A 26,206-nucleotide genomic window follows, 5' to 3' on the forward strand; every position below is an offset into this window, starting at 1 on the left:
TTTTATTTTGTTCATTGTTAATGCGCGAAAATACTACCACTGTACCACGGTGGTATCGCCGGACCAGGCCTGGTTTACCTTGATCTGGTAAGTACTGCTGGCGCCGCCGCCGTAAAGGAAACCCGAGAGGCTGGTTACCTTGTTGGTGGTAACTGGCACATTGTTGATAGTTTTTGACATGGCGGCACCGGTGTTTTTGTCCTTATAATACAGTACCACGTTCACGGAATAATGGGAACCGAAGAGGTAATCCTGGAAAGTGGTATTGCTTATACGCGTCATCCAGCGGGTCCACCAAAAATCAGGCGCGGAAATGTCCCCGTTTGAGATTTTCCAGTGAAGGGTGGTGGGGAGGATGCGGGCAGTCAGCTCGTTGTAAGGGTGGGAGGCCGGCAGCGCGTCTTTCACTTCTACCGTTATTTTGCCTACAACACGCTCCAGGGACAGGTCCTGGATTGTACCGCTGCCGTTGGCCGTTACTTCGAACTGGAATTTTTTCAGGAAGATGTCGCCGGCATTTCTGATCGTGGTGCTGTCTGCTTCCACGAAGGGATGGAGGGCGTGATAATTAATATTGGGTTGTTCGGGTGATACCACCGGGTCGGCGTTCACCAGCAGTTTGCCGGTGGAAGCTGCCACGAGGATGGTGTAATCGCCCGCTGCCAGGGAGTCGTTGATCGTACCGAACGATGTGCTAAGGGTGTCGAAGGATTTATAGGAAACCCTGGTGCCGGATGCATCGTAAGCAACATAATAAAGGTTGGCGATATCAGTCATGCTGGAATCACGGTAAGCATCGCCGGGAGCTTTGCGGGCGGTGCGCTGCATGTCCGATTGCTTGCGGATAAAGTCGCCGAGGTTGAATTGAACAGCTTGCTTATCAGTTGGTGCTGCCGGTGTTGGGATGTCGGATTCCTGCGCGCAGGAAAACAACGTCACGGCCAGCAGCGCGAATAAAGAATGTTTCATGTGAAAATGAATTGGTGTGGGATTGAAAGTTGAATTTGCGGGTAACGGTGTGAAGTGATGCACGTCACATAGGCATGGGATTTAGTGATTAATGAACGGGCAAAAATACCGCTTTTCCTCAAATAATAAAATTTTCATACACAATCCCTGCCTTCTTACTACTCCCGATTTTTTCTTGAATTATTTTTTTGTTTACAAAAGAAGTATATATTTGTAGACATAGTTATGAACACGTGTACGTACCCGGAATTTATTCAGGAGGGGTAGATGTCCGGGAGATTAACATTCAGCCAGCAATTTTGAACATACCGTCATGAGAAACTCCGCTGCGGGCGGACAGGGGGTGCTTTGCCCTTTTCCCGCCATAGCGGTCCGGAACCAGCTTAACAGCCGCGCCGAGCGCGGAGGCTTTATTTCTTAACCGTCATTTTATTAACCAAAGCATCATGAAAGGAAGAAACCTTTACCTCTTTGGGTTACTCGTTGCACTCGCCGGCCTCATTTCCACGCGGCCCGCAACGGCCCAGGATGCCCGCGAAATCAAAGGGACCGTGGTCGACAGCATCGGACAAACGCCGCTACCCGGCGTAACGATCTTTGTGAAAGGCACCAGCACCGGCGCCGCCACTTCGCCCACCGGAGAATTCACCATTCGCGCGGCAGAAAATACCATTCTCGTCGTTTCCTACATCGGGTACGATAAAATCGAAGTGCCCGTGGGCGGACGTACCACCATCCGCATCCAGCTCGCCCAGAGCAAAACCATGCTGAACGAAACCGTCGTGATCGGATACGGCACCATGAAGAAAAGCTCTGTAACCGCATCGGTAACCAAAGTAGAGAACACCATCCTCGACCAGGTGCCCGCCGGCCGCCCGGAAGCCGCCCTCGTTGGCCGCCTCGCAGGTGTTAACATCTCGCAGAACCGCAGCCAGCCCGGCCAGGCGCCCACCATCCGCATCCGCGGCGCCAGCTCTATCGACGCCGGCAACGAACCGCTGGTCGTAATCGACGGTGTGCCCGGCGGCAACCTCGGCATGATCAACATGAACGATGTGCAATCCATCGAAGTATTGAAAGATGCATCCTCCGCCGCCATCTACGGCTCCCGCGCTGCAGGCGGCGTTATCATCGTTACCATGAAAAAAGGTTCCGCAGGCAAAACACGCTTCAACTTCAACGGCTTCGCCGGTGTCGCCAAAGCCCGCCTGCACGACGACTGGATCACCGGCCAGGAGTACTACGACTACGCCGTGAAATTCCAGAACCGCGAATGGTACTGGGATGATCCCAACAGCGACCTGACGATCCCCGTTTGGGGTGACGCCCGCCGCCCCTCCACCCGCCAGGTGAACCCCGTTATCAACAACGGCGCCAACATTATCTGGCAGGACGAAGTGATGCAGACCGCACCCATCCAGAGCTACAACATCTCTGCCAGCGGCGGTACGGAAAAAATGACTTACTATGTTTCCGGTACGTATAAAGACGAAGTCGGAACACTTAAAAATACCTGGTTCAAAAGCTACGGCGTTCGCGCAAATGTGGACGTGAAGGCCTCCAGGGCCGTGTCCGTCGGTTTCATGCTGAACCCTTCGTACAGCAAGCGCCGCCTGTCGGAACGTGTGGTGAGCGACTACGCCAAGATTCCCAGCTTCGTGGAGCGCCGGCGCGCAGACGGTACCTATCCCCGCCCGCGTGATTACTGGGGCGCCGTAGTATCCGGTCAAACGAACCCGATGGCCATCATCGACGGTACTTACAGCTATGGCGCCACTTTCTCCAACGTGGGTGAAGCTTACCTGAAAATTGACCTGGCGAAAGGGCTGTCGTTCCGCTCTTCCGTAGGTTCCACCATCGCGTACAACAATTCCGACTTCTTCCAGAAAAGCAATGCGCTGTCCACCTTCGTAAACTCGGGGAATGAGATCGTTACGTCCAATATCAACATGCTGAACGAAAACGTGCTGAGCTACAATGCAACCTTGCGCGGCGGACACGAACTTTCGGCTATCGCGGGCGCTTCTTACCAGAAGAACCGTTCCGAAGGATCGTATATGTATGCGATTCCCAACTCGTACAACAACGAATATGTGCATACGCTGAACAACGCGCAGATCAACCCGGCGGCATCTTACACGATTAACTCCGCCTGGGGCCTGGTTTCTTACTTCAGCCGGGTGCATTACGGATATAAAGAGAAATACCTGGTGTCCGCGTCCATCCGTACAGATGGCAGCTCGCGTTTTGGCCCGAATAACAAATGGGGTTACTTCCCCTCCGCATCCGTGGCCTGGCGTGTGAAACAGGAAGAATTCATGAAAGGGATCAGCGCCATCAGCGACCTGAAAGTTCGCGCCAGCTATGGCGTTACCGGCAACTTCAACATCGGCGACTTCCAATACCTGGGGCAGATCAAGGACGCGATCTATTCTCCGAATGGTGCCGTGATCAAAGGCCTTGCCCAGGACAATTATGAGAATTTCAACCTGGGTTGGGAAAAAACGAAGGGATACGATTTCGGTATCGAGATCGGATTGCTGAAGAACAGGATCCAGATCGTGGCGGATTACTATGACAAACGCACTTACGACCTGTTGTATGCGGTATCTGTTCCCGGCACTACCGGCTTCGCCAGTGCGCTTACCAACGTGGGCGACGTGAGCAACAAGGGTTTTGAAATTGAACTGACGACGCGCAATATCGTACAGCCGGATTTCTCCTGGCAAACTTCCTTCAACGTAGCCATGAATAAAAACCGGGTGGAAGACCTGGGAGGCGTGCAGGAACGTATCTCTACGGATGCCACCAGCGGAATGTCGTGGATACTGCGGGTAGGGGAACCGATGTTCTCGTACTTCGGTTACCGCTCTATCGGGGTGTATAAAGACCAGGAGTCCCTGGTTAATTCGCCGAAACTGCCCGGCACCAAGCCCGGCATGCCGATTTATGAAGACAGGAACGGCGACGGAGCCCTGACGCCGGCCGACAGGCAGGTGTTGGGAAACTTCCAGCCCAAAGCCATCCTCGGAATGGTGAACAACTTCACTTATAAGAATTTCGATTTGAGCATCGCCATGCAGGCATCTCTTGGCGCGAAAATGTTCACATATGAGAACCAGTTCTACCAGGGCGCGCTCCTCGGGGCGATGCGCCGTTCACTGGTAGAAGACCAATGGTGGTCGCCCAGTGAGCCCGGCAACGGCAAAATGCCCGGCGCTTCGCTCACGACGCTGACCCGCCAGGGCGGATCCGATATTTATATGGAAGACGCCAGCTTCCTGGCCATCCGGAACATCAACCTCGGATACTCCCTGCCGGATGCCATGTTCAAGCGGCTCGGCATCAACTCCTTCCGTGCATATCTCACCGCCGGTAATCCTTTTATGTTTACTAAAAAAGGATTCCATGGGTACAATCCGGAAGGCACCACACTCGGCGAGATCGGCGGTATTGCCAGCCGGCCCGGTTATAACGCAGGATCGGAACCCATCAATCGCGTGTACGCCGTTGGTTTCAACTTTAACTTCTAATCGCAATCAGCATGAAAAGAATATTTTTCTCCCTGCAGGCATTGGTCATTTTACTCGGCGCAGCCGGATGCCACGACAGCCTGCTGAATATGCGTCCGGAATCCATCCTTACCAACGATCAGTTTTACCGGACTTCTTCCGACATGAACAGGGCGGTAGTAGGCGTTTACAGCGCGCTCCAGGCGCGCAGGATGACGGACTATATCACCATGGAAATTCCTTCCGATAACATTTACTATTTCGGCATTACCCCGGTTCAGGGCGCTTCCGATATCGACGGCTTTTCCGTAACACCCGATAACCAGTTGCTGGATGCCTTTTGGCTGAACAATTACAAAGGGATCTTCCGCGCCAACGAAGTCCTGAAATATATTGACAGGCCCATCGACTATACCGGCACTGCAAAGGATCAGTATATCGGCGAGGCGAAGTTCCTTCGCGCGCAGTTTTATTTCGACCTGGTGCGCGCCTTCGGTGGCGTGCCGCTGGTAACAACGGCACTGACCATGGACGAAGCCCGCGGTGTGGGCAGAAGTTCGGCGGATGAGGTTTATAACCTGATTATCGCCGATCTTAAAGATGCGATCGAAAAGCTGCCGATGCCCGGCAGCATGCAAAAGGGACGAACCAGCAAAGGCGCGGCTACCGCGTTGCTCGGTAAAGTATACATCTACAAGAAGGACTATCCCAATGCGAAAACGGTGCTGGATAAAGCAGTGGCGGACTTTGGTTATGACCTCACGACTGACTTCTCCACGCTGTGGAATACCACCACGGAAGATAACAGCGAGATCGTATTCGCGATGAAATATGTGGAAAGCCTCAACAGCCAGACTTATTCCAGCGCATTCATCCCAAATGGCGGCGTGTTTGGCCTGGTCGACCGCGGCACGGAAAAGATCCGGCCGTCCTGGAGCCTGAATAAGTTGTATATCGCCGGCGATAAGCGTAAAGCCAATACCATCAACGATACTTTGATCACGCCGACAACACCGGGAACGAAAACATTTTATCCTTACGGGGTGAAATTCGCTGCGAAGCACCTGCTGGACAACTCCGGGCAGGATATCCCGGTGATGCGCTTTGCGGATGTATTGTTGTTGCATGCGGAGGCACTGTATAATTCCAATGATAAGGCCGGCGCGCTCATTGCGCTGAACCGCGTGCGCCAGCGCGCATTCGGAGACGCCAGCCATAATTACACCGCAGCGGATATCGCCGCACCAGCAGACTTCCTCGATAAGCTGCTGCTGGAACGCCAGCTGGAACTGGCTTTTGAGGGAGATCGCTGGTTCGACTTGGTGCGTACCGGTAAATTCCTGACGGTGATGACCAAGGAGGAACGCCTGTATGTGCCGGCTAACAATGCCGCGCAAACGGTAACGCTCACGCCGAAAGATTATATGGCCGTGTTCCCCATTCCGCAGCCGCAGATCGACCAGTACGCGGCGGGTGTATTGACGCAGAACGAAGGATATAACAAATAATATCAGAAAGGATGATGAAGCGCTCCGGCTCCGCACGGGATCAGAAGCATGCGACATGGAAATGTCGTGCGGACGGGAGTATTGGCTCCTGCGACACCGCAGGAGATGGAAAGAGAAAGTAAAGCCCGGTTGTGCAGACAGCCGTGGAGAAAGAAAGGACGACCGCAAGCCGGGAGGGCATCCTCCCGGCGGGTCGTTATCCCGCCACAGGCGCATCCGCCATTAAAAGGCGGGTGGAATGGCTGGATGAACGCAGCCTCCGGAACAATGATCTGAAATAGTCTTTTTTTGAATATAACCGTTACAAGTTTATGAATGCATGGCCCAAATCATTCGCATTATTACAGGAGAATGAAAAATGGATTCCCGGCGGCGTAGTATCGCTGAACCGCAAATCCGAACCTAACATCTGCTTCGTGAAAGGGAAAGGCAGCCGTGCCTGGGACCTGGAAGGCAACGAGTACATCGATTACCAGGCGGGCTTTGCAGCTGCGTTCCTTGGCCACAACGATGCCGACGTGAACCGCGCCGTGGAATCCGTTCTCCATGCCGATTCGCTCCTGATGAGCGCCGGCCCCACCAACCTGGAAGGCATTTTCGCCGAGCTGTTCGTGAAGCATGTGCCCACGGCCGACAGCATCCAGATCACCACCACCGGTTCCGAAGCCACCTACCACGCGATCCGCATTGCCCGCGCCGTTACCGGCCGCGACCATGTGATCGTTATGCAGGGCGGTTACAACGGATGGCACAATGATGTGGCCTGCAACGTGATCAGTCCGCTGGCAGACATCGGCCCCCGCGTGAGCCCCGGCGAATACCCGATCGACCCGCTGTCGGCCGGTATCCCCGCCAGCCACCAGGCCCTCGTGCATGTGGTCAACTACAACGATATCGATTCCATCAAATACGTGCTGAAGCGCTACCCCGTAGCCTGTGTGATCATGGAGCCCATCCTGCAGAACGTAGGCATCCTCAAACCGCAGGAAGGATACCTGCAGGCATTGCGCCAGCTCGCTGATACGGAAGGCTTCCTGCTCATCTTCGACGAAGTGAAAACCGGTTTCCGCCACGCACTCGGCGGGTACCAGTCCATCTGTGGCGTAACCCCCGACCTCAGCTCATTCGGCAAGGCCGTAGCCAACGGTTACCCCATGGGCGTGATCGCAGGCAAGAAGGAATACATGGATTATTTCATCCATCCCGAAAAAGGAAAAGAGTGCTCATCGCCGGCACTTACAACGCGCACCCGCTGACCACCGCCGCGGCCATCGCCACGGTGGAGAAGCTCGCCGATCCCAAAGCCGACGTGTATGGCCATGTGGAAAGGCTCGGCGCAACGCTGGAAAAAGGACTAAATGAGATCTTCGCCAAAAAGGGCCGTCCGTTCCACGTAGCGCGGCAGGGTTCCGCCTATTGCGTATATTTTATGGACCACGTTCCCGTGGATTTTCATGATATTGCCATCAACCACGATTTCGCATTCGACAAAACGTACCGGGAAAAGCTCATCACCGAGGGGATTTTTAACTTCCCCACACCGATCAAGCAGGGCAGTATTTCTTATGCGCATACCGAAGCGGACATCGCTGAGACATTGGAAAAAACTCAAAAAATCGTTGCGGCCATATGAAAATAACGGCAATTGAAACGCAGGTATGCCATGCGCGGATGCGCAACTGGATATTCGTGAAAGTGATCACCGACCAGCCCGGCTTGTACGGATGGGGTGAAGCCACCCTGGAATGGCATACCCGTTCCGTGGTGGGGGCTATCGAAGATATTTCGCAATTACTGATCGGGGAAGACCCCCGGCGTATCGAATACCTCTGGCAGATGATGTACCGCCAGCACTTCTGGCACGGCAACGGCATCGTGCGGGGCACCGCCATTTCCGGCATCGACCTCGCCCTGTGGGACATCCTCGGCAAAATCCACAACGTGCCCTGCCATGAGCTTTGGGGCGGCCGTGTGCGCGATTACATCCGGCTGTACTGCCACCTCGGCGGCGGTAAAATGGAGGATTTCTATGAAACCCGCGCCGACGACGCCCATCGCTTCGGCGAGCTGGCGCAGCAAGCCGTGGAAGAAGGGTTTACCGCCTTCAAATCCATGGCCGTTCCCGAAACCATGCCCCTCGAAGGCCTCCGCCCGATCCGGTACGCCGAAGCCTGCGTGAAAGCCATGCGCGACGCCGTAGGCGAGGATATCGACATCATGGTGGATTGCCACGCGCGCCCCAGTCCGCTGATGGGCATGCAGTTCGCCAGGGCGCTGGAGCCCTATGGCCTGTACTTCTTCGAAGAACCCTGCTGGCCCGAAGCCATGGACGGCATCGCAGCTATCCAGGCGGCCGTGAGCACGCCCATCGCCAGTGGTGAGCGCCTCGTAGGCGTGGCCGCCTTCAAGGATATGCTGGAAAAACGCGCCGTGAGCGTGTTGCAACCCGATATCACCCACTGCGGAGGCCTCAGCGAAGTACGCCGCATCGCCGCCCTGGCAGACGCGTACCGCGTTGCCCTGGCGCCGCATAACCCGCAAGGCCCCGTAAGCACGGCGGCTTCCATCGAACTCGGGTTTGCCACGCCCTCGTATGCCATTTGCGAAAGCGTGCACAGCGACGTGCCCTGGCGCGAAGAAGTAGTAAGTGAAGGTTTCGTAGTCGAGAAGAAAGGACGTATCGTGAAGCCGAACAACCGGCCCGGGCTCGGCATCGAAATCAATGAAGACGTGGTGAAGAAACATCCCTTCCAGCAGGAAGTGTTGCAACGATCCTTCTACCGCGATGGCGCCGTGGGCGACTGGTAAACCATATTTTAATAAATCATTCATATGTTCAACGGTACAACACTCGCCGTCAGCGGTGGTTTGGGAGATATAGGGAGCGCCGTGGCGAAGGCTTTCGCCGCACTGGGCGCGAACATCGCCATTGGCGACGTATTGCCGGAGGACAGGGCCGCGTCCTTGCTCCTGGAGATCGAGAGCAGGGGCGTGGCTGCTCATTACACCCGCGTGGATGTGACGGACGCCAAGGCGGTAGACCATTGGATCCAAACCGCCGAAGCCTCACTGGGGCCCGTGCGGATGGTAGTGGCCAATGCCGCGACCGTAACCATCGCCGGGCTGTTCGACGTCACAGCTGATCAGTGGTCGCGCGAGATCGACATTAACCTGAACGGCGCCTTTTACCTCACGCGCGCCGCGGCGCGCCGGCTGGTAGAGAAAAAGCTCACCGGCAGCATTGTGTTTGTAGGCAGCTGGGCGGCGGAAGCCGTGCATCGCGGCATCCCGGCCTATGCGGTGTCAAAGGCGGGCATGCGGATGCTGTGCAAGAGCATGGCGTTGGAACTGGCGCCCCATGGTATCATGGTTAACGAAATCGCGCCGGGTTATGTAGACGCTGGCGTGAGCCGCCAGGTGTGGGAAAAATCCCCTGAGCAACGGGAAGCCGCGGCGCGGAAAACGCCCGTCGGCAAACTGATCACACCCGCCGAAATCGCGCGGGAGATCGTCAAACTCTGCGATCCGCAAAACCGCCACATCACCGGCTCCACGCTGCTGATGGACGGCGGCCTCAACTTATTACGCTAAACGAAACGCCAGGAATGCATTCACCTGCCATGCCTCCATTCCACCCCGCCGCTTTCGCCGGCAGGATAGGGGTGGCGCAAAGAGATATCACACCGCCTGTCGGCATCTTCGCCCGAAACTGGGGAGCGGCCAGGCACGACGTGGCATCCGGCATTCACCGGCCGCTCATGCTGGTATGTGCTACATTCGCCACAGACGCGTCCGCCGAGCCGCTCGTGCTCATCGGCGCCGACCTCGGCTGGTGGAAAAGCGCGCAGGATGAAAGGACCCTCCGTGAAGGCATCCTCAAAGCCCTTGGTCTGGATGCTTCGCGGCTTATGTTCTGCCTGTCGCACACCCATGCGGGGCCCGGTACTTTCAGTGAAGACGCCGTGAAACCCGGTGGTGAGCACATCCTTCCTTTCCTGCAAAAAGTGCAGGATATGGCCATCGAAGCGGCGAAGGAAGCGCTGGCATCCGCCGCGCCCGCCACGCTCAGCTGGCAATACGGGCACTGCAGCCTCGCCGTGAACCGCGACCTGCCCGAACCGGGGGGCAACGTTACCTGGTAGGCATGAACCCCGCTGAAAAGGCGGACGATACCCTCCTCACCGGGCGCATCACCAACGCGGAAGGCGCCGTGATGGGAACGATCGTCAATTATGCCTGCCATCCCACCACGCTGGCCTGGGACAACGAACTGATTTCGCCGGATTACATAGGCGCCATGCGGGAAACAGTGGAACATGCCACCGGGGCGCCCTGCCTTTTCCTGCAGGGTGCGTCCGGAGAGCTTTCCCCGGGCGAGCAATACAGCGGCGATACCGCCCTGGCCGACCGTTATGGCCGCCAGCTCGGCCTTGCCGTGCTCTCTTCGCTCAACGGCATGTTGCCCGCGGGGAAAGCACTCGTATTCGAAGGCGCGGTGGAATCCGGCGCGCCGCTGGGGATCTGGCGCGAGGGGGACTTTTCACCTTCCACCGACCTCAAGGCCGAAATGAAAGTGATCTCCATGCCGCTGAAAGACCTGCCCACCCTCGCCGAAATCGAGGCGCAATGGGCGGCTTGCGAAGACCATGTGCGCAAGGAACGCCTTTGGCGGCAGCGGGGTATCCGCAAATCCCTGGGCGACGGCTCCCATGCCGATATGCCATTATGGGTCTGGAAACTTGGCGGCGCAATGCTCGCCGGCCAGCCCAACGAAGCCTATTCCAACTTTCAGACAGATCTGCGCCAGGCGCTGGCGCCCGCTGCCGTAGCGGTGATCAACATCGTAAACGGTTACGCGGGGTACCTGCCGCCGGCCGGACATTACCAGCGCGACAGCTACGCCGTTTGGCAAACGCCTTTCGCCGCCGGCGGCCTTGAGCTGCTGACGCGCACCGCGCTGGATATTTCCCATCAACTGAACCGACCTGCATGAATCTCCAATTGACAGCGCTCGACGCCGCAATTTTCGGCGTGTATATCCTCGGGGTAATCGCCCTGGGTGTATACGCCTCCCGTCAAAACAAGAAAACGCGCCGTGATTATTTCCTGGCAGGGGATAAGATGTCGTGGTGGATGATCGGGGGCAGCATTATTGCGGCCAACATCAGCAGCCATCACCTGGTAGGGGCCATGGGCGCGGCGTATAACCGCGGCTTCGTAGCCATCGCCATGGAATGGGGCGCCATCCTGCTTGGGTTCAACGCCCTGTTGTGGATTTTCCTTCCCTTTTATATCCGGAATGGATTTTATACCGTACCTGAATTCCTCGAAAGGCGCTTCAGCGGCGCGGCGCGCACCACTTACGCGGGCCTCATCCTGCTGACGTATATTTTCGTGGAGATCAGCGCCGTATTGTATCTCGGAGCCGTTTCGCTGAACACGCTGTTCGGTTTCGATATCATGGTCTGCGTGTTGATCCTGTCGGTGCTGACCGGCATTTACACCATCCTGGGCGGCCTGCGCGCCGTGATCTGGACGGAAATGCTGCAACTCGGGGTACTGGTGTTGGGCGGCATCATCCTCACCTTCGCCACCGTTTCAAAAGCCGGCGGTATTTCGGCGGTGCTGGAAACTTCGAAAGACTGGGACCTAATTCTCCCCGCCACCGATCCCGACTTCCCATGGACCATGTACCTGGGCGGGCTCGTTTGCATCAGCGTTTTTTATTGCGCGACCAACCAGTTCCTCGTCCAGCGCGTGCTGGCGGCGAAGAACGAATGGCATGCGCGGATGGGCGTGGTGTTCGGGGATTACCTCAAGTTTTTCGTTCCGCTTATCATTACGGTTCCCGCATTGGTGGCGCCGAAATTGTTCCCTGACCTGGAAAAGCCGGACCAGCTCTTCTCCGTACTGGTGGCCAACCTGCTGCCTTCGGGATTGGTAGGATTGGTGATGGCGGGGCTGATCGCGGCGGTGATGTCGCACCTGAGCGGGGCCATCAATTCCTGCACATCTATTCTTACAAACGACATTTACCTGCCTTATTTCAAGAAAGACGCCACCGATGAACAGGCCGTGCGTTTCGGAAAGCTTTCCGGCGCGGTGGTGATTATCGTAGGAGTGGCCTGTTCCGCGCTTTTTATATCGCATAGCGAGAAGCCGGTATTCCTCTATCTCATGAACGCTTACGGTTGGTTTACGCCGGGCATCGCCACGATGTTCCTGCTGGGGATCCTGTGGAAACGCTCTACCAACGCAGGCGCTTTGGCGGCCGGGGTACTCACCATCCCGTTGTCCATCATCCTGGATCAGGCACTGCCCGGCATGCCGTTCTTCAACCGCACCGGCATCGTTTTCTGGACCTGCATGATCGTGTGCGTGGTGGTGAGCCTGATGACGAAGCCGAAGCCGGAAGCCGAACTGGCCGGGCTGATCTGGAATAAGGAAAGCATGAAACTGCCCGAAGACCAGCGCGCCCTGAACCGCGGGCTGCGCAATCCCGCCTTCTGGTGGGCGATCATCACGGCGGCGGTACTGTTCTTCTACATCCGTTTCGCTTAAAATTTTGTACACATAGACGACCGCGGGGGTGGGGCATTGTCCTCATCCCCGTTTTTTATGTCGTGCAATCCCGTTATTTTCATGGTTGAAAACCGGGAATGCGATGCAAACTCCAACCTCTATCCAGGAACTGGCGAAAGATACCACGCCCTTCGGCATGGAGCTGGCCGTACAGGTAGCCGTGCGCCTGGAAGAGGGCAACTCGATCGGCGTGCGGCGCGCAGGCTATTGCGGAATGGGAATGGAAAAAGATGAATATGGCGACTACATGTACGGCGAGCTCTACACCGGCATCATCCAAAAGCCGCTTTGCTTCCGCACCCGGGAAGCGTTCGTGGACTGGCTTTCCCAACAATCCACCGCCTCCCTGGCCCGCCTTGACGCGGAAGACCCCCGGAAAAGAGGTTTCCTCGTCATCACCCGCGAACGATTACTGGCTTTTGTATTGTAAAGTTCCTCGTGAAGGGGGGGCCAGGTCCGGCGGTCTTTACTCCGGGGTTACAGCAGGGTTACTAAAGGTTAACTTTAGGTCTAATGTGGGGTTACTATAGGGATAATAAGGGTAAATGCAATACAGTAAGGGGTTACAAAGGATTTATATACATTACATATACATTACCGGAACGTACAGGTTACCCTTCTTTCGCCCTTCCGTAAAGCGGAAAGGTGGCCTGCCTGTACATGCCGTACGCCGGGGCCACCTTTCCAAATAGTTGATTCATAATTATTTCGCAGGTTTTCGCCCTGCTTTAATATCCGCATCCGAAATGCCAGTCGCCTGATTGCTCCAGGCCGAACGAATGTGCGTGGCCACGGCGGCGAGGTCTTCGTCAGACAGGAACTGGAACGCGGGCATCTGCTCGGTGGCGGTGGACTTGCTGCCGTTCAGTAAGATGTGAATGAGTGCTTCGGGCTTGCCCGTAACGATCTGGCTCTGGTCGAGGGCGGGGAAGGATCCGGTTACGCCTTTTCCGTCAGCTTTATGGCAGGCTTCGCAATAACTTTTGTAAATGGCGGCTCCCTTATCCACGGGTGCTGCGGGCGCTGCTGCGGCGCCGGGGAGGATGATGAGCCCCTTCGTGTCGGCGATGGGCGAGAGGCGGATGATCCGGTCGTCGGCCGGGATGGGGAACCCTTTGCCGGGGTTCCAGTCGCGGTTGCTGGTGGCCAGGTAGATATCGCCATCCGGCGAAACGCAAACGCCCCGGATGCGCCCGAAGTGCTGGGTAAAATACACTTTCTCGTCCAGTACGGAATCTCTTGCATCGTTCAGCCGGATCACATGCAGGCTGGCGCCTTTGAGGGTGCCCAGCAACAGGGTGTTTTGCCAGTCGCGGATCGCGGGATGATTATAGTAGGCGATGCCGGCCGGTGCGATGGTGGGCGTCCAGGCTTTTGCCGGAGGCGTGAAGTCTGTGGTGTCGGCATGGGCTTTTTCGGCGGGCCGGTCAGCGTAGCCTTCGATGTGAGGCCAGGCGTAATAAGCCGCTTTGCGGATGAAGTTCAGCTCATCGTCGGTGGCGTCGCCATGTTCGGAGGCGAAGAGATGCCCGTTGTCCGTGAAAGTGAGGCCCTGGATATTGCGGTGACCGCGCGACCACATGTAATTGCCCGGGTAGGGATTATCGTCGGGTACCGAGCCGTCTGCATTCAGGCGGAGCACTTTCCCGTTGAGTTTGGAAATATCGCCGGCGTACTCGTCGTGGTGCGCGTCGCCGGTGGAGAAATATACTTTGCCGTCGGGCCCGACGATAACGCGGGAGCCGTTGTGGCCGGTGTTGCCGGGGAATTCCAGGAGAATTTTCGTATCGGTGAGGGTGTCTTCCCCACGGGTGTATCGCACCAGGCGGGAAACGATGAGGGAATCCGCCGTGCGATGGGTGTAATCGAGATATACGTATGGTTCGGTGGGATGCACGGCCATGCCCAGCAGGCCCAGCGAGCGGTGGCGGTATACTTCGGGAATGGTGAGCAGCAGTTGTTGCTTTCCCGTAACCGGGTCAACTTTACTGACGGTGCCGCTCTGTTCGGTGAACCAGATATGCCCGTCGGGCCCCCAGCAGATTTCCCAGGGAACGTTGAGCCCTTCGGCTACGGTGGATACGCCTATGCTGGTGGAATCCAGTTCCAGCGCGGCGGTGACGGTCTGGTTGAATCGCTTCCCGGGTCCGTTGCAGGATAATAACATCCCGGCGGGTACTAAAGCAGGCAGCAGGTATGAAAGCCATTTTTTCATCGTGTATGCATAATCGTTATCACAGACATGGAAACGGCACCCTAATTTTCGGGTACGTACCCGAAAGATAGGAATATTTTGCTGTTAATGGGTGCAGACGTGGATTTTATTTAATAATTTTCCGCCCGATGAAAATGCATGAAAGGATAGTGGCTTCGCGATGGATCGAAGCAGGGCTAATGCTCGGGGAAAGTCCCCGCTGGGATGCGGCGTATGAACGCTGGATATGGGTGGATATCGCCGCCGGGAAAGTATTCACGAGAGAAGAATCGACCGGGGAAATCCGCAGCTGGAGCCCCGGGGACCACGTTTCCCTCGCCCTTCCCGAAAGCCGGAACCACCTCCTGATAGCGCAGCAGGGAGGAATTTTCTTCCTCGACCTGCAAAACGGCGATATCACGCCGGTTACGGATTTGGGCATTACCTGGGACGGACTCCGCTGCAACGACGGCGCCGCCGACGCGCAGGGCCGCCTCTGGATCGGCACCACGGCATTCGATCATCGCCCGGGCGGTGGCGACTTGTATGTTATTGACGGGGATCTCCGCGCGGAAGTGCGCTATCCCGCCGTAGCCTGCTCCAACGGCGTCACCTGGTCGCCCGATGGCAGCACGATGTATTACACCGACAGTCTGGCCCGCACCATCGTCGCCTTCGACTTCCTGCCCGATGGCACACTGCGGCATGAGCGCGTTATCATCACCATTCCGCCCGCCGATGGCGTCCCCGACGGGATGGCCTGCGACGCGGAAGGCATGCTCTGGATCGCGCTGTGGGGCGGTTTTGGCGTGGGAAGATATAACCCTGCTACCGGTGAGCGCATCGGTTTCGTGGAAGTGCCCGTTCCCAATGCCACCGCCTGCTGCTTCGGCGGCGAACAACTCGACCAGCTGGTAATTACCACCGCCGCCAAGGAAACCGACTTGTCACAATACCCCCTTGCCGGAGATCTTTTTACGGCAAAACCAGGCGTGGCGGGACTTCCGGCCAGTTCTACCGACTTCTGAATCAATCATTTATAACCACATTTTTACGTCATCATACGTAGCGTGCGCACGGCGCCGGCAGGTATTTGCCGGTGCCGTGCCTTTTCCTGCCATTCATATTTCCTCCCGACCATCCGTCAATCCCCTGAAACTTTCCTGCCGCCGCCACGTCTTTATCTTGTTGGCTACCACACCGGAAAATATTCGTCAAATAATCCAGTGTGGCGGTTTTGGGATGAACGGCCCGTTAAATCCGTGCATCCTTCCGAACTTTAAATATCATCCTTACAGCAACTTTTAACCTTGTTTATGCAACTCCGCTCCAGTCTCTTATTGTTGATCCTTTTCGTGTGCGTTTCTTCTTCCACATTCGCGCAGCGCAATATCTACCTTAAAATCACCGATGCGGGAGGGAGCCCGCTTCCATTCGCCAGCGTCGTCGTGAAAAAGGCGGGAGATTCCTCGCTTGTGAAAGGGCAGATGAGCGATGCCGACGGTAAGATCCAGTTTGAATCCATCCACCCCGGAAAGTATTTCATCGAAGCTTCGCAGATGGGGTTTACCACCGCGCGCACGGAGGCTTTCCAATTGCAGGATAAGCCCGTCAACCTCAATAACCTCGTTTTGCAATCTTCCCCCAAAAGCCTGAAAGGCGTGGAGGTAACGGCGCAGAAACCATTCGTGGAAAGAGGCGAAGGAAAAACGACCCTTAACGTGGAAGGCAGTGTGGCGGCGGCGGGCAACTCCGTCCTTGACCTGCTCCGCCGCGCGCCCGGCGTAACGGTGGATAAAGACGATAACCTCGTGCTGAAAGGCAAACAGGGCGTTACGGTGATGATTGACGGCAAGCTGACTTACCTCTCCAACGAAGCGCTCGCGGAACTGCTGAAAAGCATGAACGCGGAAGGGGTGAATGCCATCGAGATTATTACCAGTCCGGGTGCGAAATACGATGCCGCCGGATCTTCGGGCATCATCAATATCAAAACGAAAAAAGGCCAGCTGACGGGCTTCAACGGTTCCGTAAGTCTTTCCGGCGGCGTGGGGCGCTACTTTTATTACAGCACCGGCGTAACGCTCAACTGGAGAACGAAGAAGTTCAACGCATTCGGCAACCTCAACTGGGGCGACCGGCAGGGCTTCAATACCCGTGAGCTGAAACGTAAGGTGGGAGGGGACGAGCCTTTGCATTACCGGCAGTCGGTTTTCCAGAAAAACGATTTTCTCAACCGTTCCGGCAAAATCGGGTTTGATTATTTCCTGAATGATAAACAAACGATCGGCGTGATGGTGAACGGATATACCAACGCCTTCTGGCGTTCCGCCCCCAGCGCCACGGAGATCATGAATCCCGGCCAGCCTGCCGATTCGGTATTGCATACATCGGTCATCGGCAACAACCGTTTCCGGAGCACCGCCGTTAACCTGAACTACAAACTCAAGATCGATACCAGCGGTTCAGAATTCTCTATGGACGCGGACTACATGAAATTCTACAATCGTATGGGCACCCATCTTTCCGACTATATGCAACGGAACAGCGACGGCGCGATCCTCAACGAAAGCGCGCTCCGCAGCGTGCCGCATACCCGCATCACCATCCGCAGCATAAAGGCCGACTGGGTACAGTCGCTCGGGAAAGGCTATAAGCTGGAAGCCGGCGCCAAAGGAAGTTTCGTGGAAACGAACAACAACATGGTGTACGATTCACTGGTAGGCGGCATGTACAAACCCGTGCTTTCGCAGTACGACCAGTTTGTCTATGCGGAAGATGTGCTGGCGGGCTACACCACTTTCAAAAAGAGCTGGAAGGTGTTCGACGTAACGGCAGGATTGCGGGTGGAGCATACGATGTCGGACGCGAATTCGGTGTCGATGAAAAACCGTATCAAGCGGAATTATACCGACTTCTTCCCCAATTTCACCATTGATTATAAACTGGCGGAAGACCATAAGATCGGCGCCACGTATAACAAGCGCATCAACCGGCCGGGTTACGGGCAATTAAATCCGTTCATGTTTTTCCTGGATAAATACACTTTCTTCCGCGGCAATTCCTATCTCACGCCGGAGTATACGCATAACACGGAGCTGTCGTACACGTTCAAAAACAAGTACATTTTCACGGCGGGATATACGCAGTCCAACGATGTGGTGAACGAGTACCTGTTTTTGAATGAGGAAACGAAAGTGACGACCAGCACGGTGCTGAACATCGGCACGCGCAAGAACTGGTCGGCCGAAGTAACGTTGCCGGTGGATTTCACGAAATGGTGGAACTCCAATACCAACGGCTCGTTTTTTCACAACCAGTACTGGATAAAAGACCCGAAGGGTGATTTTACCACGAAGAGCCTTTCCTGGTATTTCAACTCCACGCAAACATTCTCGTTGCCGAAGGATATCAAGATCGAGCTGAGCGGCTGGTACGAGGCGCCGAACGTGTATGGCATCTGGCGCTCGCGGGGCATGTGGGCGGCGAATGCAGGTGTACAGAAAACGGTGTTGCAGAAGAAAGGAACGTTGAAAGTAAGCGTCAACGATCTGTTCGCTTCCGCGCGGTTCAGGGGCACGGCTGATTTCAACGGCGTATACCTGGATGTGAACAACCGCTGGCAAAACCGTACGCTGAACGTTTCCTTTACTTACCGTTTCGGCAATTCTAAAGTGGAAAGCGCGCGCGAGCGGAAGGCGGGGAGTGAAGAAGAGAGCCGCCGGGCGGGTTGATGAAGACATTATCCTTTGCCATATGAAGCCCGGCGATGCATATGCGCCGGGTTTTTTTGTATATTCAGGGGTATGAAAATTCCACGTATCCTGATTGTAGCCATGCTGGTGCTGGGCGCTTCCTCCGTGATGGCGCAGCACCGGTTGCCCGCCTGGGCGATGGGCGGGTTCGTTCGCCCGGAGGGGCGCAACCCCGTTATCTCCCCCGACAGCCTGAATTTGTTCTGGTGCCCTATGCTGGGCGATTCCATCGCCTGGGAATCGAACGACACCTTTAACCCCGCCGCGGCGGTGAAAGACGGGAATATCGTATTGCTGTACCGTGCCGAAGACAAATCGGGCGTAAAGATCGGCCACCGCACTTCCCGCCTGGGGCACGCCGTGAGCACAGACGGGGTCGCTTTTGACCGGATGAAAACGCCGGTGATGTACCCGGGAGAAGATAACCAGAAGGAAAACGAATGGCCCGGCGGCTGTGAGGATCCCCGCGTGGCGATGACCAGCGATGGATTATACGTAATGCTCTACACCCAGTGGAACCGGAAAGTAGCGCGCCTGGGCGTGGCCACCTCCCGCGACCTCATCCATTGGGAAAAGCACGGGCCGGCCTTTCAAAAGGCATATGGCGGGAAGTTCCATGAAACCTGGAGCAAATCGGCTTCGCTGGTAACGGAGATCGTTGACGGTAAACAGGTAATTACTAAAATTAAAGGCCGGTATTTCATGTATTGGGGCGAGCGCGGGATCCACGGGGCATGGTCCGACAACCTGAAAGATTGGGAACCGGTGGTGGATGAGAAAGGAAACCTCCGGTCGTTCATCCGTCCACGCGATGGGTATTTCGACAGCGACCTGACGGAATGCGGCCCCCCGGCCATCAAGACCCCCGCGGGCTACCTGCTGCTCTATAACGGCAAGAACAAATCCGGCGCCAACCGTGACGCGCGCTTCAATGCCAACGCGTATTGCGCAGGGCAGGTGCTTTTCGACCCGGAAGACCCCACGAAGCCCGTCGGCCGGCTGGACGCGCCGTTCCTCCGTCCAATGGCGCCTTTCGAGAAGAGCGGGCAGTATAAAGATGGAACCGTGTTCATCGAAGGCATGGCTTTCCATGGCGGGAAGTGGTACCTGTATTACGGGTGCGCCGATTCGAAAGTAGGCGTCGCCGTCTTCGACCCATCGCAGCCCGCCGCGGCGGACCCGCTGCCGGATGCGCCCTGATTCCGCCGCTCGTCATTTCCGGCTTGTATTATTGGCTGTTATGCGTAGATTTAGTAACTATCTTACCCTTAACGCTTATGCTAAGAACTTATGCCATGGCCGGTTGCCTCCTTTGCGCCGCCGCCGCGAACGCACAAAAAATGGATTTCGAAAAATATGATCCCGTATCCACGCTCAAAGTGGCCGAACATCCCATTTCCCGCGCGAAATTTCCGTTCATAGACATTCACAACCACCAGGGCAATATGGGCACCGCCTCGCTGGAAAGCCTCGCCAGCGAAATGGACCGCCTCAACATGCGGGTCATGATCAATCTCAGCGGCGGCAATGGCAGCAGGCTCAAAGCCATGACCGACAATATCAAAGCCCATGCGCCCAAACGCTTCGTCGTTTTCGCCAATATCGATTTCAACGGGATCGGGGAAGAAGGCTGGACCGCCAAAGCCGTGGCCCAGCTGGAACAGGATGCGCGCGAAGGCGCGGGCGGGCTGAAGATCTTCAAAAACCTGGGCCTCAGCGTGAAAGACAATAAAGGCAACCGCATCAAAGTCGACGATCCCCGGCTGGACGCCATCTGGGCCAAATGCGGCGAGCTGAAAATGCCCGTGCTCATACACACCGCCGATCCCAAACCTTTCTGGGATCCCGTGGATGAACATAATGAGCGTTGGCTCGAAATCGTGACCCATCCGGGACGTAAACGCGGTCCGGATAATCCCGCGCCCTGGGAAACGCTCATCGCCGAGCAACACCGGGTGTTTAAAAAGCATCCCAAAACCACGTTCATCAACGCGCACTTCGGCTGGTTCGCCAACGACCTGGCGCACCTGTCCAAACTGATGGATGAAATGCCCAATATCGTGGTGGAATTCGGCGCCGTAATCGCGGAGCTGGGCCGCCAGCCGCAGGCCGCCAGAGCTTTCTTCACGAAGTACCAGGACAGGATCCTTTTTGGTAAAGACTCCTGGGTGCCCGCCGAATATGCGACCTATTTCCGCGTCCTCGAAACGGGCGATGAATATTTTCCTTACCACAAGAAATACCACGCGTTCTGGCGCATGTATGGCCTCAACCTGCCCGACAATATCCTCAAGAAGGTATATTACAAAAACGCGCTCCGCATCCTTCCTAAAGTCGATAAAACGCAATTCCCGGATTGATTTTCATAGACGGCTGAACTTCCGGGTATGCTGACGTGCCCGCGGGGAATTGCATTGCCGCCTCAAATTGCAGCAGAACGGGCGCAATTGCCGGTTTCATAACTGACATTTAAGCCGTAATTTGCAGCATGCAGTATAAAATGGAAAAGCCGGTGCGCGGCACCATCGGAGAAGTGAAATACCGCTGCGTGATGGAATGGCGGAACGGGACATTTATCGCGGATGAGCCGGTTAAATCCGGCGGGCAGGACAGCGGGCCCGACCCTTTCACCCTTTTCCTTTCCTCCCTCGCTTCCTGCACGCTGGCCACCCTGCGGATGTACATCGACCGCAAGGGTTGGGACATTCCTTCCATCACCGTCAACTGCAACATGTGGCAACGCATCTCCGACGGCAACCTGATGTCTTTCATCGACCGCGACGTGTATTTCCACCCGGATGCTGATGCGGAGCAAAAAGAACGGCTGTTGCAGATCGCGAAAGCCTGCCCTATTTCAAAAATGCTGGAAAGCACGATGGTGATCCGTACGGAAATCAACGGGGCGGATGCGTATTCGGATGAGATGATTGCACGCGCGGAAAATTAGCAACTAATAAATTGACATATCATGGCAGGAACCCTGGAAAAGATCCGGCAGGCCTATCGCCTGTTCAAATCCATCGATTTCGACCAGCTCAACAAGCTGTCGCGCAAAGTGGATCTGCAAAAGATAATGGAAGGATTTTCCAAACTGGACGACAAACAGTTGAAAGGTTTGATGAAGATGATGGACGGCGGGGGGAAGAAAGAGAAAGTGTTACCCGAAATCAATGCCGACTTCTACGAGCTGCATCTCCGCCTGAGCGACGAAGACCGCGCCCTCCAGCTAAAGGTCCGCGAGTTCATGGAACGCGAAATCAAGCCGATCGTGAATAATTACTGGCTGCATGATGAGTTCCCGTATGAAGTGATTCCGAAGTTCGCGGAACTGGACGTTTGCGGCCTTACGTATCAGGGCTACGGCTGCCCCGGCAAATCGTTCCTTATGGAAGGCATTATCGCCATGGAAATGGGAAGGGTCGACGCCAGTATTGCTACATTCTTCGGTGTGCAGAGTGGCCTGGCCATGGGCTCCATTTACGGCTGCGGTTCCGAAGAACAAAAGCAGGAATGGCTGCCGGGCATGCAGCAGTTCAAAACCATCGGCGCCTTCGGCCTCACGGAACCGGAAGTGGGTTCCGGCGCGGCGGGAGGGCTCACCGTTACCGCGCAGCGCACGGCTGACGGATGGGTGCTTAACGGCCAGAAGAAATGGATCGGCAACGCCCCCTTCGCCGATGTAACCGTTATCTGGGCCAAAGACCTGGGCGACGGCGAAGTGAAAGGCTTCCTCGTGCGCAAAGGCACCCCCGGATTCAACGTAGAAAAAATCAAAGGGAAAATGGCATTGCGCATCGTGCAGAATGGCCTCATCACCCTCGAAAATTGCGTGGTGGAAGAAAAAGACCGCCTGCAAAACGCCAACTCCTTCCGCGACACGGCCCGCGTGCTCCAGATGACCCGCGCCGGCGTGGCATGGATGGCCGTTGGCTGCGCCCGCGGCGCGTACGAAAACGCACTGGATTATACCCGCAGACGGAAACAGTTCGGGCGGCCCATCGCCTCGTTCCAGCTGATTCAAAACCACCTGGTAGAAATGCTCAGCAACCTCACCGCGATGCAGTCGCTCGTGTTCCGCCTGTCGGAACTGCAGGACCAGGGCCTGTTGAAAGACGAGCACGCGTCGCTGGCCAAGGTGTTCTGCTCCCTCCGCACCCGCGACATCGTGAGCCGCGCGCGGGAAGTGATGGGCGGTAATGGCATCCTGCTGGAACACAACGTGGCGCGCTTCGTAGCCGACGCGGAAGCCATTTACTCCTACGAAGGCACCAAAGAAATCAATTCGCTCATCGTTGGCCGGGCTATCACCGGTTTCAGCGCGTTCGTTTAGTCATACACCTTTTTACGACCGGGCCGGCGTCTTTGGGCGCCGGCTTTTTTTATGGGGATGATAAGCACCCGTTAACCGGCCATCTTTCAGAAATTCCTTAACTTACATATTCCGAAACAGCAGCCCCGTTCCACGCCCCGTCAGCGCATACCGTATATCTACAGCCCCATATCTCAAACCCCAGTGTCATGCAATACTTTGATTTTCACACCCATCCCATCCTGAAACAATTGTTCAGCGAGTCCGGCGGCGTTACTGATATGATCGGCCGCAACGAAGTGAAGGTGCTGCAATCGCAGTGTACCGATATTCCGAACATCATCCAGTCGCAAATCCACCCTTCGCAGCTGGCCCACTACCCTGATGGCGTGCTCATGGGCGTAGTGCTCTACAGCATGGAAAGCTACCTGGCGGCGGAAGTGATCCCGCTGCGGCAGCATCTCCGCAACGGCTCGCAACACAAGCTCTCGGAGCCGTTGCTGAAGAAGATCGTGCGCAATGATCTCAAGGCTTACACCGATTTCCTCGTAAACCGCACCCTGAAAGCCTATCTCGACAACAGCGACATCTTCCAGGTTGTAACGCCCGAAAGTTTCGCCGGCGGCCTTCCTTCCAACCGTATCCATATTTTTTTCGTGGTGGAGGGATGCCATTCCTTCGTGGACAGCGTTAACCGCACTGGCGAAGGCAAGGTGTTTCCCGTGCAGGAGATCGTCGATAACCTCGACAAGCTACTGGCGCGGGAGATTCCCATCCTGGCCGTCAACCTCACCCACATGCAGCAATCGAGCCTCTGCAACCACGCTTTCGGCATCCAGCTGACCAATCCCAAACCTTTCTTTCCTTACGGCAACGGCATGCAGCCGGATGGGTACGACGTGGCGCAAGCCCTGTTCGACCGCGGCATCCATCCCGACCTGAAGCATATGAGCTTCAAATCCCGCCGCGACCTTATGCGGGCCATCGACGGTACAGGCGATGCCACCATGCACGCTCCCATGCCTTTACTGTGCACACATGCCGGCTTCACAGGGATTTCTTTCGGCGAGTGGCCGGAATATATGGCGCTCGCCCGGGCGGAGGGGCCCGTGGTGAGAATTGAAATGGCGAAGACGCTGTCGATCGACAGCATGCCATCTTCCATTTGCACGCCTACTTTCAATATGACCACCATTAACCTGTTCGATGAGGAAATCGCCTGGATCGTGCAGCATGGCGGGATGATCGGGCTGTCGATGGACCGGCGCATCCTAGGATATGTAGACCCCTTTGACGCGGATGTAGACGGCCGGCTGGACGGCGATTTTGTAGTGGACACCGATTTCATTTCGCTCCCGGAATGGGATGACCTGGGCATCGACCTGGAAAAGTACCGCGATAAAGTCGATGACGCGCAATGCCTCACCGTGGGGCGCCTGCGGCAGAACTGGGAAGAGCAGGGAACACAGGAACGGTGGTACTACGATCATATTTTCCTCCACCTGAAACATTACCTGCAAACCTGTCTGCGCGCCGGTATTCCGCTTGAAACTTCGATCAAACATATCACCATCGGCAGCGATTTCGATGGGTTGATCAATCCGTTTATCACCATGCCCGGCGTGAAGGACATGGAACGCCTGAAGCGCTATGTCCGCAGCGATTTCAAGGGATATCTCTCCCAATTGGAAGATGCTGCGGGTTGGTACCGCGAGCTGGATGTGGACCGTTTCGCGGAGAACCTTTTCTTTGAAAACGGGTACCGGTTTGTGAAGGCATTCATGGAGCGGAGAGTATGAAAAAGGCCGGCCCAAATGAGCCAGCCCTGTCTTAACCTGATGCGTACGGGCATATTAGCCCTGAAATGATTTTACAGCTTCGCCAAGATCGTATACCGTGGCCGCGGGAAATGCCGCAGCTACGATGCTGCTGCCTGCCGCACTGCGGTAACCGCCCGCGCAATGCACCACGATGGGTTTGCCAGTGGGGATTTCAGCGGTGCGTTCGCGGAGCTGGTGCAACGGTATGGCGACAGCGCCAGGGAAAAGAAGGCCTGCCGCGGTTTCCGAATCATTGCGGACGTCTACGATGGTGAATTGTTCCGGGTTTTTGCGGAATGCTTCCACATCGAGCGCGGGCGTTACGGCGGTACCGCCCTGTGCAATGCCAGTACCGGCGATAAAGGACTCGTAGCCGATTTTGGCGGTCCTGCGCAGGAGGTCGTCGAGACGCACTGTATCTGCGGCCAGGAGCACATAACATTCTTCGGGCGCTACGATACTGCCCAGCCATGTTTCGAACTTGCCGCCTTCCATCAGGTTGATGGAGCCGGGGATGTGGCCTTCCTTGAATATATTTTCGGGCCGCGTATCAATCACGACCGCGGTAGATTTGGCGCAACCGGGGATTTTCCGGATGGCGGCTTCCATGTCTTCCGCGCCCTGGCGGTTGATGGAGACGTCGTACGGGAAATATTTCGGGATGAAGGGCTGTTCGGAAAGCAGCGCTTTAACGAATTCGGCCTGCGTCATGTCCTGCAACGACCAGTTCGTTTCCTTCTGTTCGCCGATCGTGGCGCTGGGGGAAGATGAGAGGTTCTTCCCGCAGAGGGAGCCGGAACCGTGTCCGGGGTATACTACCACATCGTTGGGCAGGGTCATGAGTTTTTTGCGGAGGGAATTGTACATATCCACGGCCAACGCTTCGCGTTTGGCGGATACTTTCCCTGTATGTTCCCGCAGATCGGGGCGTCCGCAATCGCCGATGAACAGCGTGTCGCCGGTGAATACAGCGGTTGGGCCGCCGTTTTCTTCCAGCACGATGCTGATGCTGTCAGGCGAGTGGCCCGGGGTGTTCAGCGCCTTCAGCACGGCACCTCCGCCCAGGTCGATGGTATCGCCCTCGTCGAAGGTTTTGTGCGGGTAGGCGGCTTCCAGGATGCGCGAGCAATAAAGCGTGGCGCCCATGGCGTTGTGTAACTCGAGATGGCTGCTCACGAAGTCCGCGTGCGGATGGGTTTCGATCACACCGGTGATATTTGAATTTTCAGCGGCGGCATGCTCCAGGTAAGGAAGCGGATCGCGGCCGGGGTCTACCAGCACCGTGCCATTAGGGCCGGTGATGGCGTAGGAAAAATGTGCTAATGCTTTATCTTCAAATTGTCTGATTTTCATTACTGTCGTTTTTACAAATGTCGTGATTGGTCCTGGCTGGTTCTGTGACTGCGGTCACAATGCAAAGGTCGGTTTTGTCGTTTCCCGGGCCATTGACCACCGTCATCGCTGCCACTGATTTCATACCGCAGTCCATGTGGCAGTTTTTTCCGGAAAGGCCCACGCAGCCCCGTTCCTGCGATTCCGCCGGGGTTGCTGATGCCT

The 26,206-nt window shown here is 56.2% G+C and carries 21 protein-coding genes; 18 read left to right on the forward strand and 3 right to left on the reverse strand.

Going from position 1 to position 26,206, the window contains the following annotated elements:
* Positions 1-33: 33 nt before the first annotated feature.
* Positions 34-969 carry a hypothetical protein gene (locus WJU16_RS20295; RefSeq protein ID WP_341835233.1) on the reverse strand — a complete coding sequence of 312 codons (936 nt, stop codon included), beginning with the start codon at positions 967-969 and terminating at the stop codon, positions 34-36.
* 446 nt (positions 970-1,415) lie between these two features.
* Between WJU16_RS20295 and WJU16_RS20300 the strand changes: the two genes are divergently transcribed.
* The 11 genes from WJU16_RS20300 (at position 1,416) to WJU16_RS20350 (ending at position 13,001) form a co-directional block, all read left to right on the forward strand.
* A complete protein-coding gene (locus WJU16_RS20300; protein ID WP_341835234.1) occupies positions 1,416-4,502 on the forward strand; it encodes a TonB-dependent receptor in 3,087 nt (1,028 codons plus the stop codon).
* An 11-nt stretch (positions 4,503-4,513) separates the two neighbouring features.
* Positions 4,514-5,989, forward strand: a complete 1,476-nt coding sequence (locus tag WJU16_RS20305) for a RagB/SusD family nutrient uptake outer membrane protein (RefSeq protein ID WP_341835235.1) — start codon at positions 4,514-4,516, stop codon at positions 5,987-5,989.
* A 131-nt stretch (positions 5,990-6,120) separates the two neighbouring features.
* Complete coding sequence (locus WJU16_RS20310) at positions 6,121-6,270, forward strand: hypothetical protein (protein WP_341835236.1); 150 nt, start codon at positions 6,121-6,123, stop codon at positions 6,268-6,270.
* A 30-nt stretch (positions 6,271-6,300) separates the two neighbouring features.
* Positions 6,301-7,245, forward strand: a complete 945-nt coding sequence (locus WJU16_RS20315) for an aminotransferase class III-fold pyridoxal phosphate-dependent enzyme (RefSeq protein ID WP_341835237.1) — start codon at positions 6,301-6,303, stop codon at positions 7,243-7,245.
* Entirely contained in the window at positions 7,209-7,622 is a 414-nt protein-coding gene (locus tag WJU16_RS20320; protein WP_341835238.1) for a hypothetical protein, read from the forward strand. Before WJU16_RS20315 ends, WJU16_RS20320 begins: the two co-directional genes overlap by 37 nt.
* Positions 7,619-8,797, forward strand: a complete 1,179-nt coding sequence (dgoD, locus tag WJU16_RS20325) for a galactonate dehydratase (protein WP_341835239.1) — start codon at positions 7,619-7,621, stop codon at positions 8,795-8,797. Before WJU16_RS20320 ends, dgoD begins: the two co-directional genes overlap by 4 nt.
* Positions 8,798-8,821: 24 nt before the next feature.
* Positions 8,822-9,580 (forward strand): SDR family oxidoreductase, encoded by a 759-nt coding sequence (locus tag WJU16_RS20330; protein ID WP_341835240.1) that lies wholly within the window; start codon positions 8,822-8,824, stop codon positions 9,578-9,580.
* A 29-nt stretch (positions 9,581-9,609) separates the two neighbouring features.
* A complete protein-coding gene (locus WJU16_RS20335; protein WP_341835241.1) occupies positions 9,610-10,131 on the forward strand; it encodes a hypothetical protein in 522 nt (173 codons plus the stop codon).
* Between the two features lie 2 nt (positions 10,132-10,133).
* A complete protein-coding gene (locus tag WJU16_RS20340; RefSeq protein WP_341835242.1) occupies positions 10,134-10,982 on the forward strand; it encodes a hypothetical protein in 849 nt (282 codons plus the stop codon).
* Positions 10,979-12,550 (forward strand): sodium:solute symporter family transporter, encoded by a 1,572-nt coding sequence (locus WJU16_RS20345; protein ID WP_341835243.1) that lies wholly within the window; start codon positions 10,979-10,981, stop codon positions 12,548-12,550. The genes WJU16_RS20340 and WJU16_RS20345 overlap by 4 nt, the downstream gene beginning before the upstream one ends.
* Before the next feature lie 103 nt (positions 12,551-12,653).
* Positions 12,654-13,001 carry a hypothetical protein gene (locus WJU16_RS20350; RefSeq protein ID WP_341835244.1) on the forward strand — a complete coding sequence of 116 codons (348 nt, stop codon included), beginning with the start codon at positions 12,654-12,656 and terminating at the stop codon, positions 12,999-13,001.
* A gap of 273 nt (positions 13,002-13,274) precedes the next feature.
* Here the strand turns inward: WJU16_RS20350 and WJU16_RS20355 are convergent, their stop codons facing one another.
* The gene (locus tag WJU16_RS20355) at positions 13,275-14,786 is read right to left on the reverse strand and encodes a PQQ-dependent sugar dehydrogenase (RefSeq protein WP_341835245.1); all 1,512 of its coding nucleotides are present in this window, start codon (positions 14,784-14,786) and stop codon (positions 13,275-13,277) included.
* 128 nt (positions 14,787-14,914) lie between these two features.
* Between WJU16_RS20355 and WJU16_RS20360 the strand changes: the two genes are divergently transcribed.
* From WJU16_RS20360 to WJU16_RS20390, 7 genes are all read left to right on the forward strand, one after another.
* Positions 14,915-15,793: an SMP-30/gluconolactonase/LRE family protein gene (locus WJU16_RS20360; RefSeq protein ID WP_341835246.1), complete on the forward strand. Its 879-nt coding sequence runs from the start codon at positions 14,915-14,917 to the stop codon at positions 15,791-15,793.
* Between the two features lie 288 nt (positions 15,794-16,081).
* Positions 16,082-18,499 carry a TonB-dependent receptor domain-containing protein gene (locus WJU16_RS20365; RefSeq protein ID WP_341835247.1) on the forward strand — a complete coding sequence of 806 codons (2,418 nt, stop codon included), beginning with the start codon at positions 16,082-16,084 and terminating at the stop codon, positions 18,497-18,499.
* A gap of 72 nt (positions 18,500-18,571) precedes the next feature.
* On the forward strand, positions 18,572-19,720 hold the full coding sequence (locus tag WJU16_RS20370; RefSeq protein ID WP_341835248.1) for a glycoside hydrolase family 130 protein: 1,149 nt from the start codon (positions 18,572-18,574) through the stop codon (positions 19,718-19,720).
* Between the two features lie 77 nt (positions 19,721-19,797).
* Positions 19,798-20,880: an amidohydrolase family protein gene (locus tag WJU16_RS20375; protein WP_341835249.1), complete on the forward strand. Its 1,083-nt coding sequence runs from the start codon at positions 19,798-19,800 to the stop codon at positions 20,878-20,880.
* Between the two features lie 128 nt (positions 20,881-21,008).
* On the forward strand, positions 21,009-21,467 hold the full coding sequence (locus WJU16_RS20380; protein ID WP_341835250.1) for an OsmC family protein: 459 nt from the start codon (positions 21,009-21,011) through the stop codon (positions 21,465-21,467).
* Between the two features lie 21 nt (positions 21,468-21,488).
* Complete coding sequence (locus tag WJU16_RS20385; protein ID WP_341835251.1) at positions 21,489-22,850, forward strand: acyl-CoA dehydrogenase family protein; 1,362 nt, start codon at positions 21,489-21,491, stop codon at positions 22,848-22,850.
* Positions 22,851-23,038: 188 nt separating this feature from the next.
* A complete protein-coding gene (locus tag WJU16_RS20390; protein ID WP_341835252.1) occupies positions 23,039-24,628 on the forward strand; it encodes a hypothetical protein in 1,590 nt (529 codons plus the stop codon).
* A gap of 54 nt (positions 24,629-24,682) precedes the next feature.
* Here WJU16_RS20390 and WJU16_RS20395 read toward each other — a convergent pair whose 3' ends face one another.
* Positions 24,683-26,002 carry an MBL fold metallo-hydrolase gene (locus WJU16_RS20395; protein ID WP_341835253.1) on the reverse strand — a complete coding sequence of 440 codons (1,320 nt, stop codon included), beginning with the start codon at positions 26,000-26,002 and terminating at the stop codon, positions 24,683-24,685.
* Positions 26,003-26,206: the final 204 nt, after the last annotated feature.

This window comes from Chitinophaga pollutisoli (assembly GCF_038396755.1).
GTDB lineage: Bacteria > Bacteroidota > Bacteroidia > Chitinophagales > Chitinophagaceae > Chitinophaga > Chitinophaga pollutisoli.

Bases quoted from the DNA above. Each gene is read 5' to 3' on its own strand.
- WJU16_RS20295 (WP_341835233.1), bottom strand. From the start codon at position 969: ATGAAACATTCTTTATTCGCGCTGCTGGCCGTGACGTTGTTTTCCTGC.
- WJU16_RS20300 (WP_341835234.1), top strand. From the start codon at position 1,416: ATGAAAGGAAGAAACCTTTACCTCTTTGGGTTACTCGTTGCACTCGCC.
- WJU16_RS20305 (WP_341835235.1), top strand. From the start codon at position 4,514: ATGAAAAGAATATTTTTCTCCCTGCAGGCATTGGTCATTTTACTCGGC.
- WJU16_RS20315 (WP_341835237.1), top strand. From the start codon at position 6,301: ATGAATGCATGGCCCAAATCATTCGCATTATTACAGGAGAATGAAAAA.
- dgoD (WP_341835239.1), top strand. From the start codon at position 7,619: ATGAAAATAACGGCAATTGAAACGCAGGTATGCCATGCGCGGATGCGC.
- WJU16_RS20330 (WP_341835240.1), top strand. From the start codon at position 8,822: ATGTTCAACGGTACAACACTCGCCGTCAGCGGTGGTTTGGGAGATATA.
- WJU16_RS20335 (WP_341835241.1), top strand. From the start codon at position 9,610: ATGCCTCCATTCCACCCCGCCGCTTTCGCCGGCAGGATAGGGGTGGCG.
- WJU16_RS20340 (WP_341835242.1), top strand. From the start codon at position 10,134: ATGAACCCCGCTGAAAAGGCGGACGATACCCTCCTCACCGGGCGCATC.
- WJU16_RS20345 (WP_341835243.1), top strand. From the start codon at position 10,979: ATGAATCTCCAATTGACAGCGCTCGACGCCGCAATTTTCGGCGTGTAT.
- WJU16_RS20350 (WP_341835244.1), top strand. From the start codon at position 12,654: ATGCAAACTCCAACCTCTATCCAGGAACTGGCGAAAGATACCACGCCC.
- WJU16_RS20355 (WP_341835245.1), bottom strand. From the start codon at position 14,786: ATGAAAAAATGGCTTTCATACCTGCTGCCTGCTTTAGTACCCGCCGGG.
- WJU16_RS20360 (WP_341835246.1), top strand. From the start codon at position 14,915: ATGAAAATGCATGAAAGGATAGTGGCTTCGCGATGGATCGAAGCAGGG.
- WJU16_RS20365 (WP_341835247.1), top strand. From the start codon at position 16,082: ATGCAACTCCGCTCCAGTCTCTTATTGTTGATCCTTTTCGTGTGCGTT.
- WJU16_RS20370 (WP_341835248.1), top strand. From the start codon at position 18,572: ATGAAAATTCCACGTATCCTGATTGTAGCCATGCTGGTGCTGGGCGCT.
- WJU16_RS20375 (WP_341835249.1), top strand. From the start codon at position 19,798: ATGCTAAGAACTTATGCCATGGCCGGTTGCCTCCTTTGCGCCGCCGCC.
- WJU16_RS20380 (WP_341835250.1), top strand. From the start codon at position 21,009: ATGCAGTATAAAATGGAAAAGCCGGTGCGCGGCACCATCGGAGAAGTG.
- WJU16_RS20385 (WP_341835251.1), top strand. From the start codon at position 21,489: ATGGCAGGAACCCTGGAAAAGATCCGGCAGGCCTATCGCCTGTTCAAA.
- WJU16_RS20390 (WP_341835252.1), top strand. From the start codon at position 23,039: ATGCAATACTTTGATTTTCACACCCATCCCATCCTGAAACAATTGTTC.
- WJU16_RS20395 (WP_341835253.1), bottom strand. From the start codon at position 26,002: ATGAAAATCAGACAATTTGAAGATAAAGCATTAGCACATTTTTCCTAC.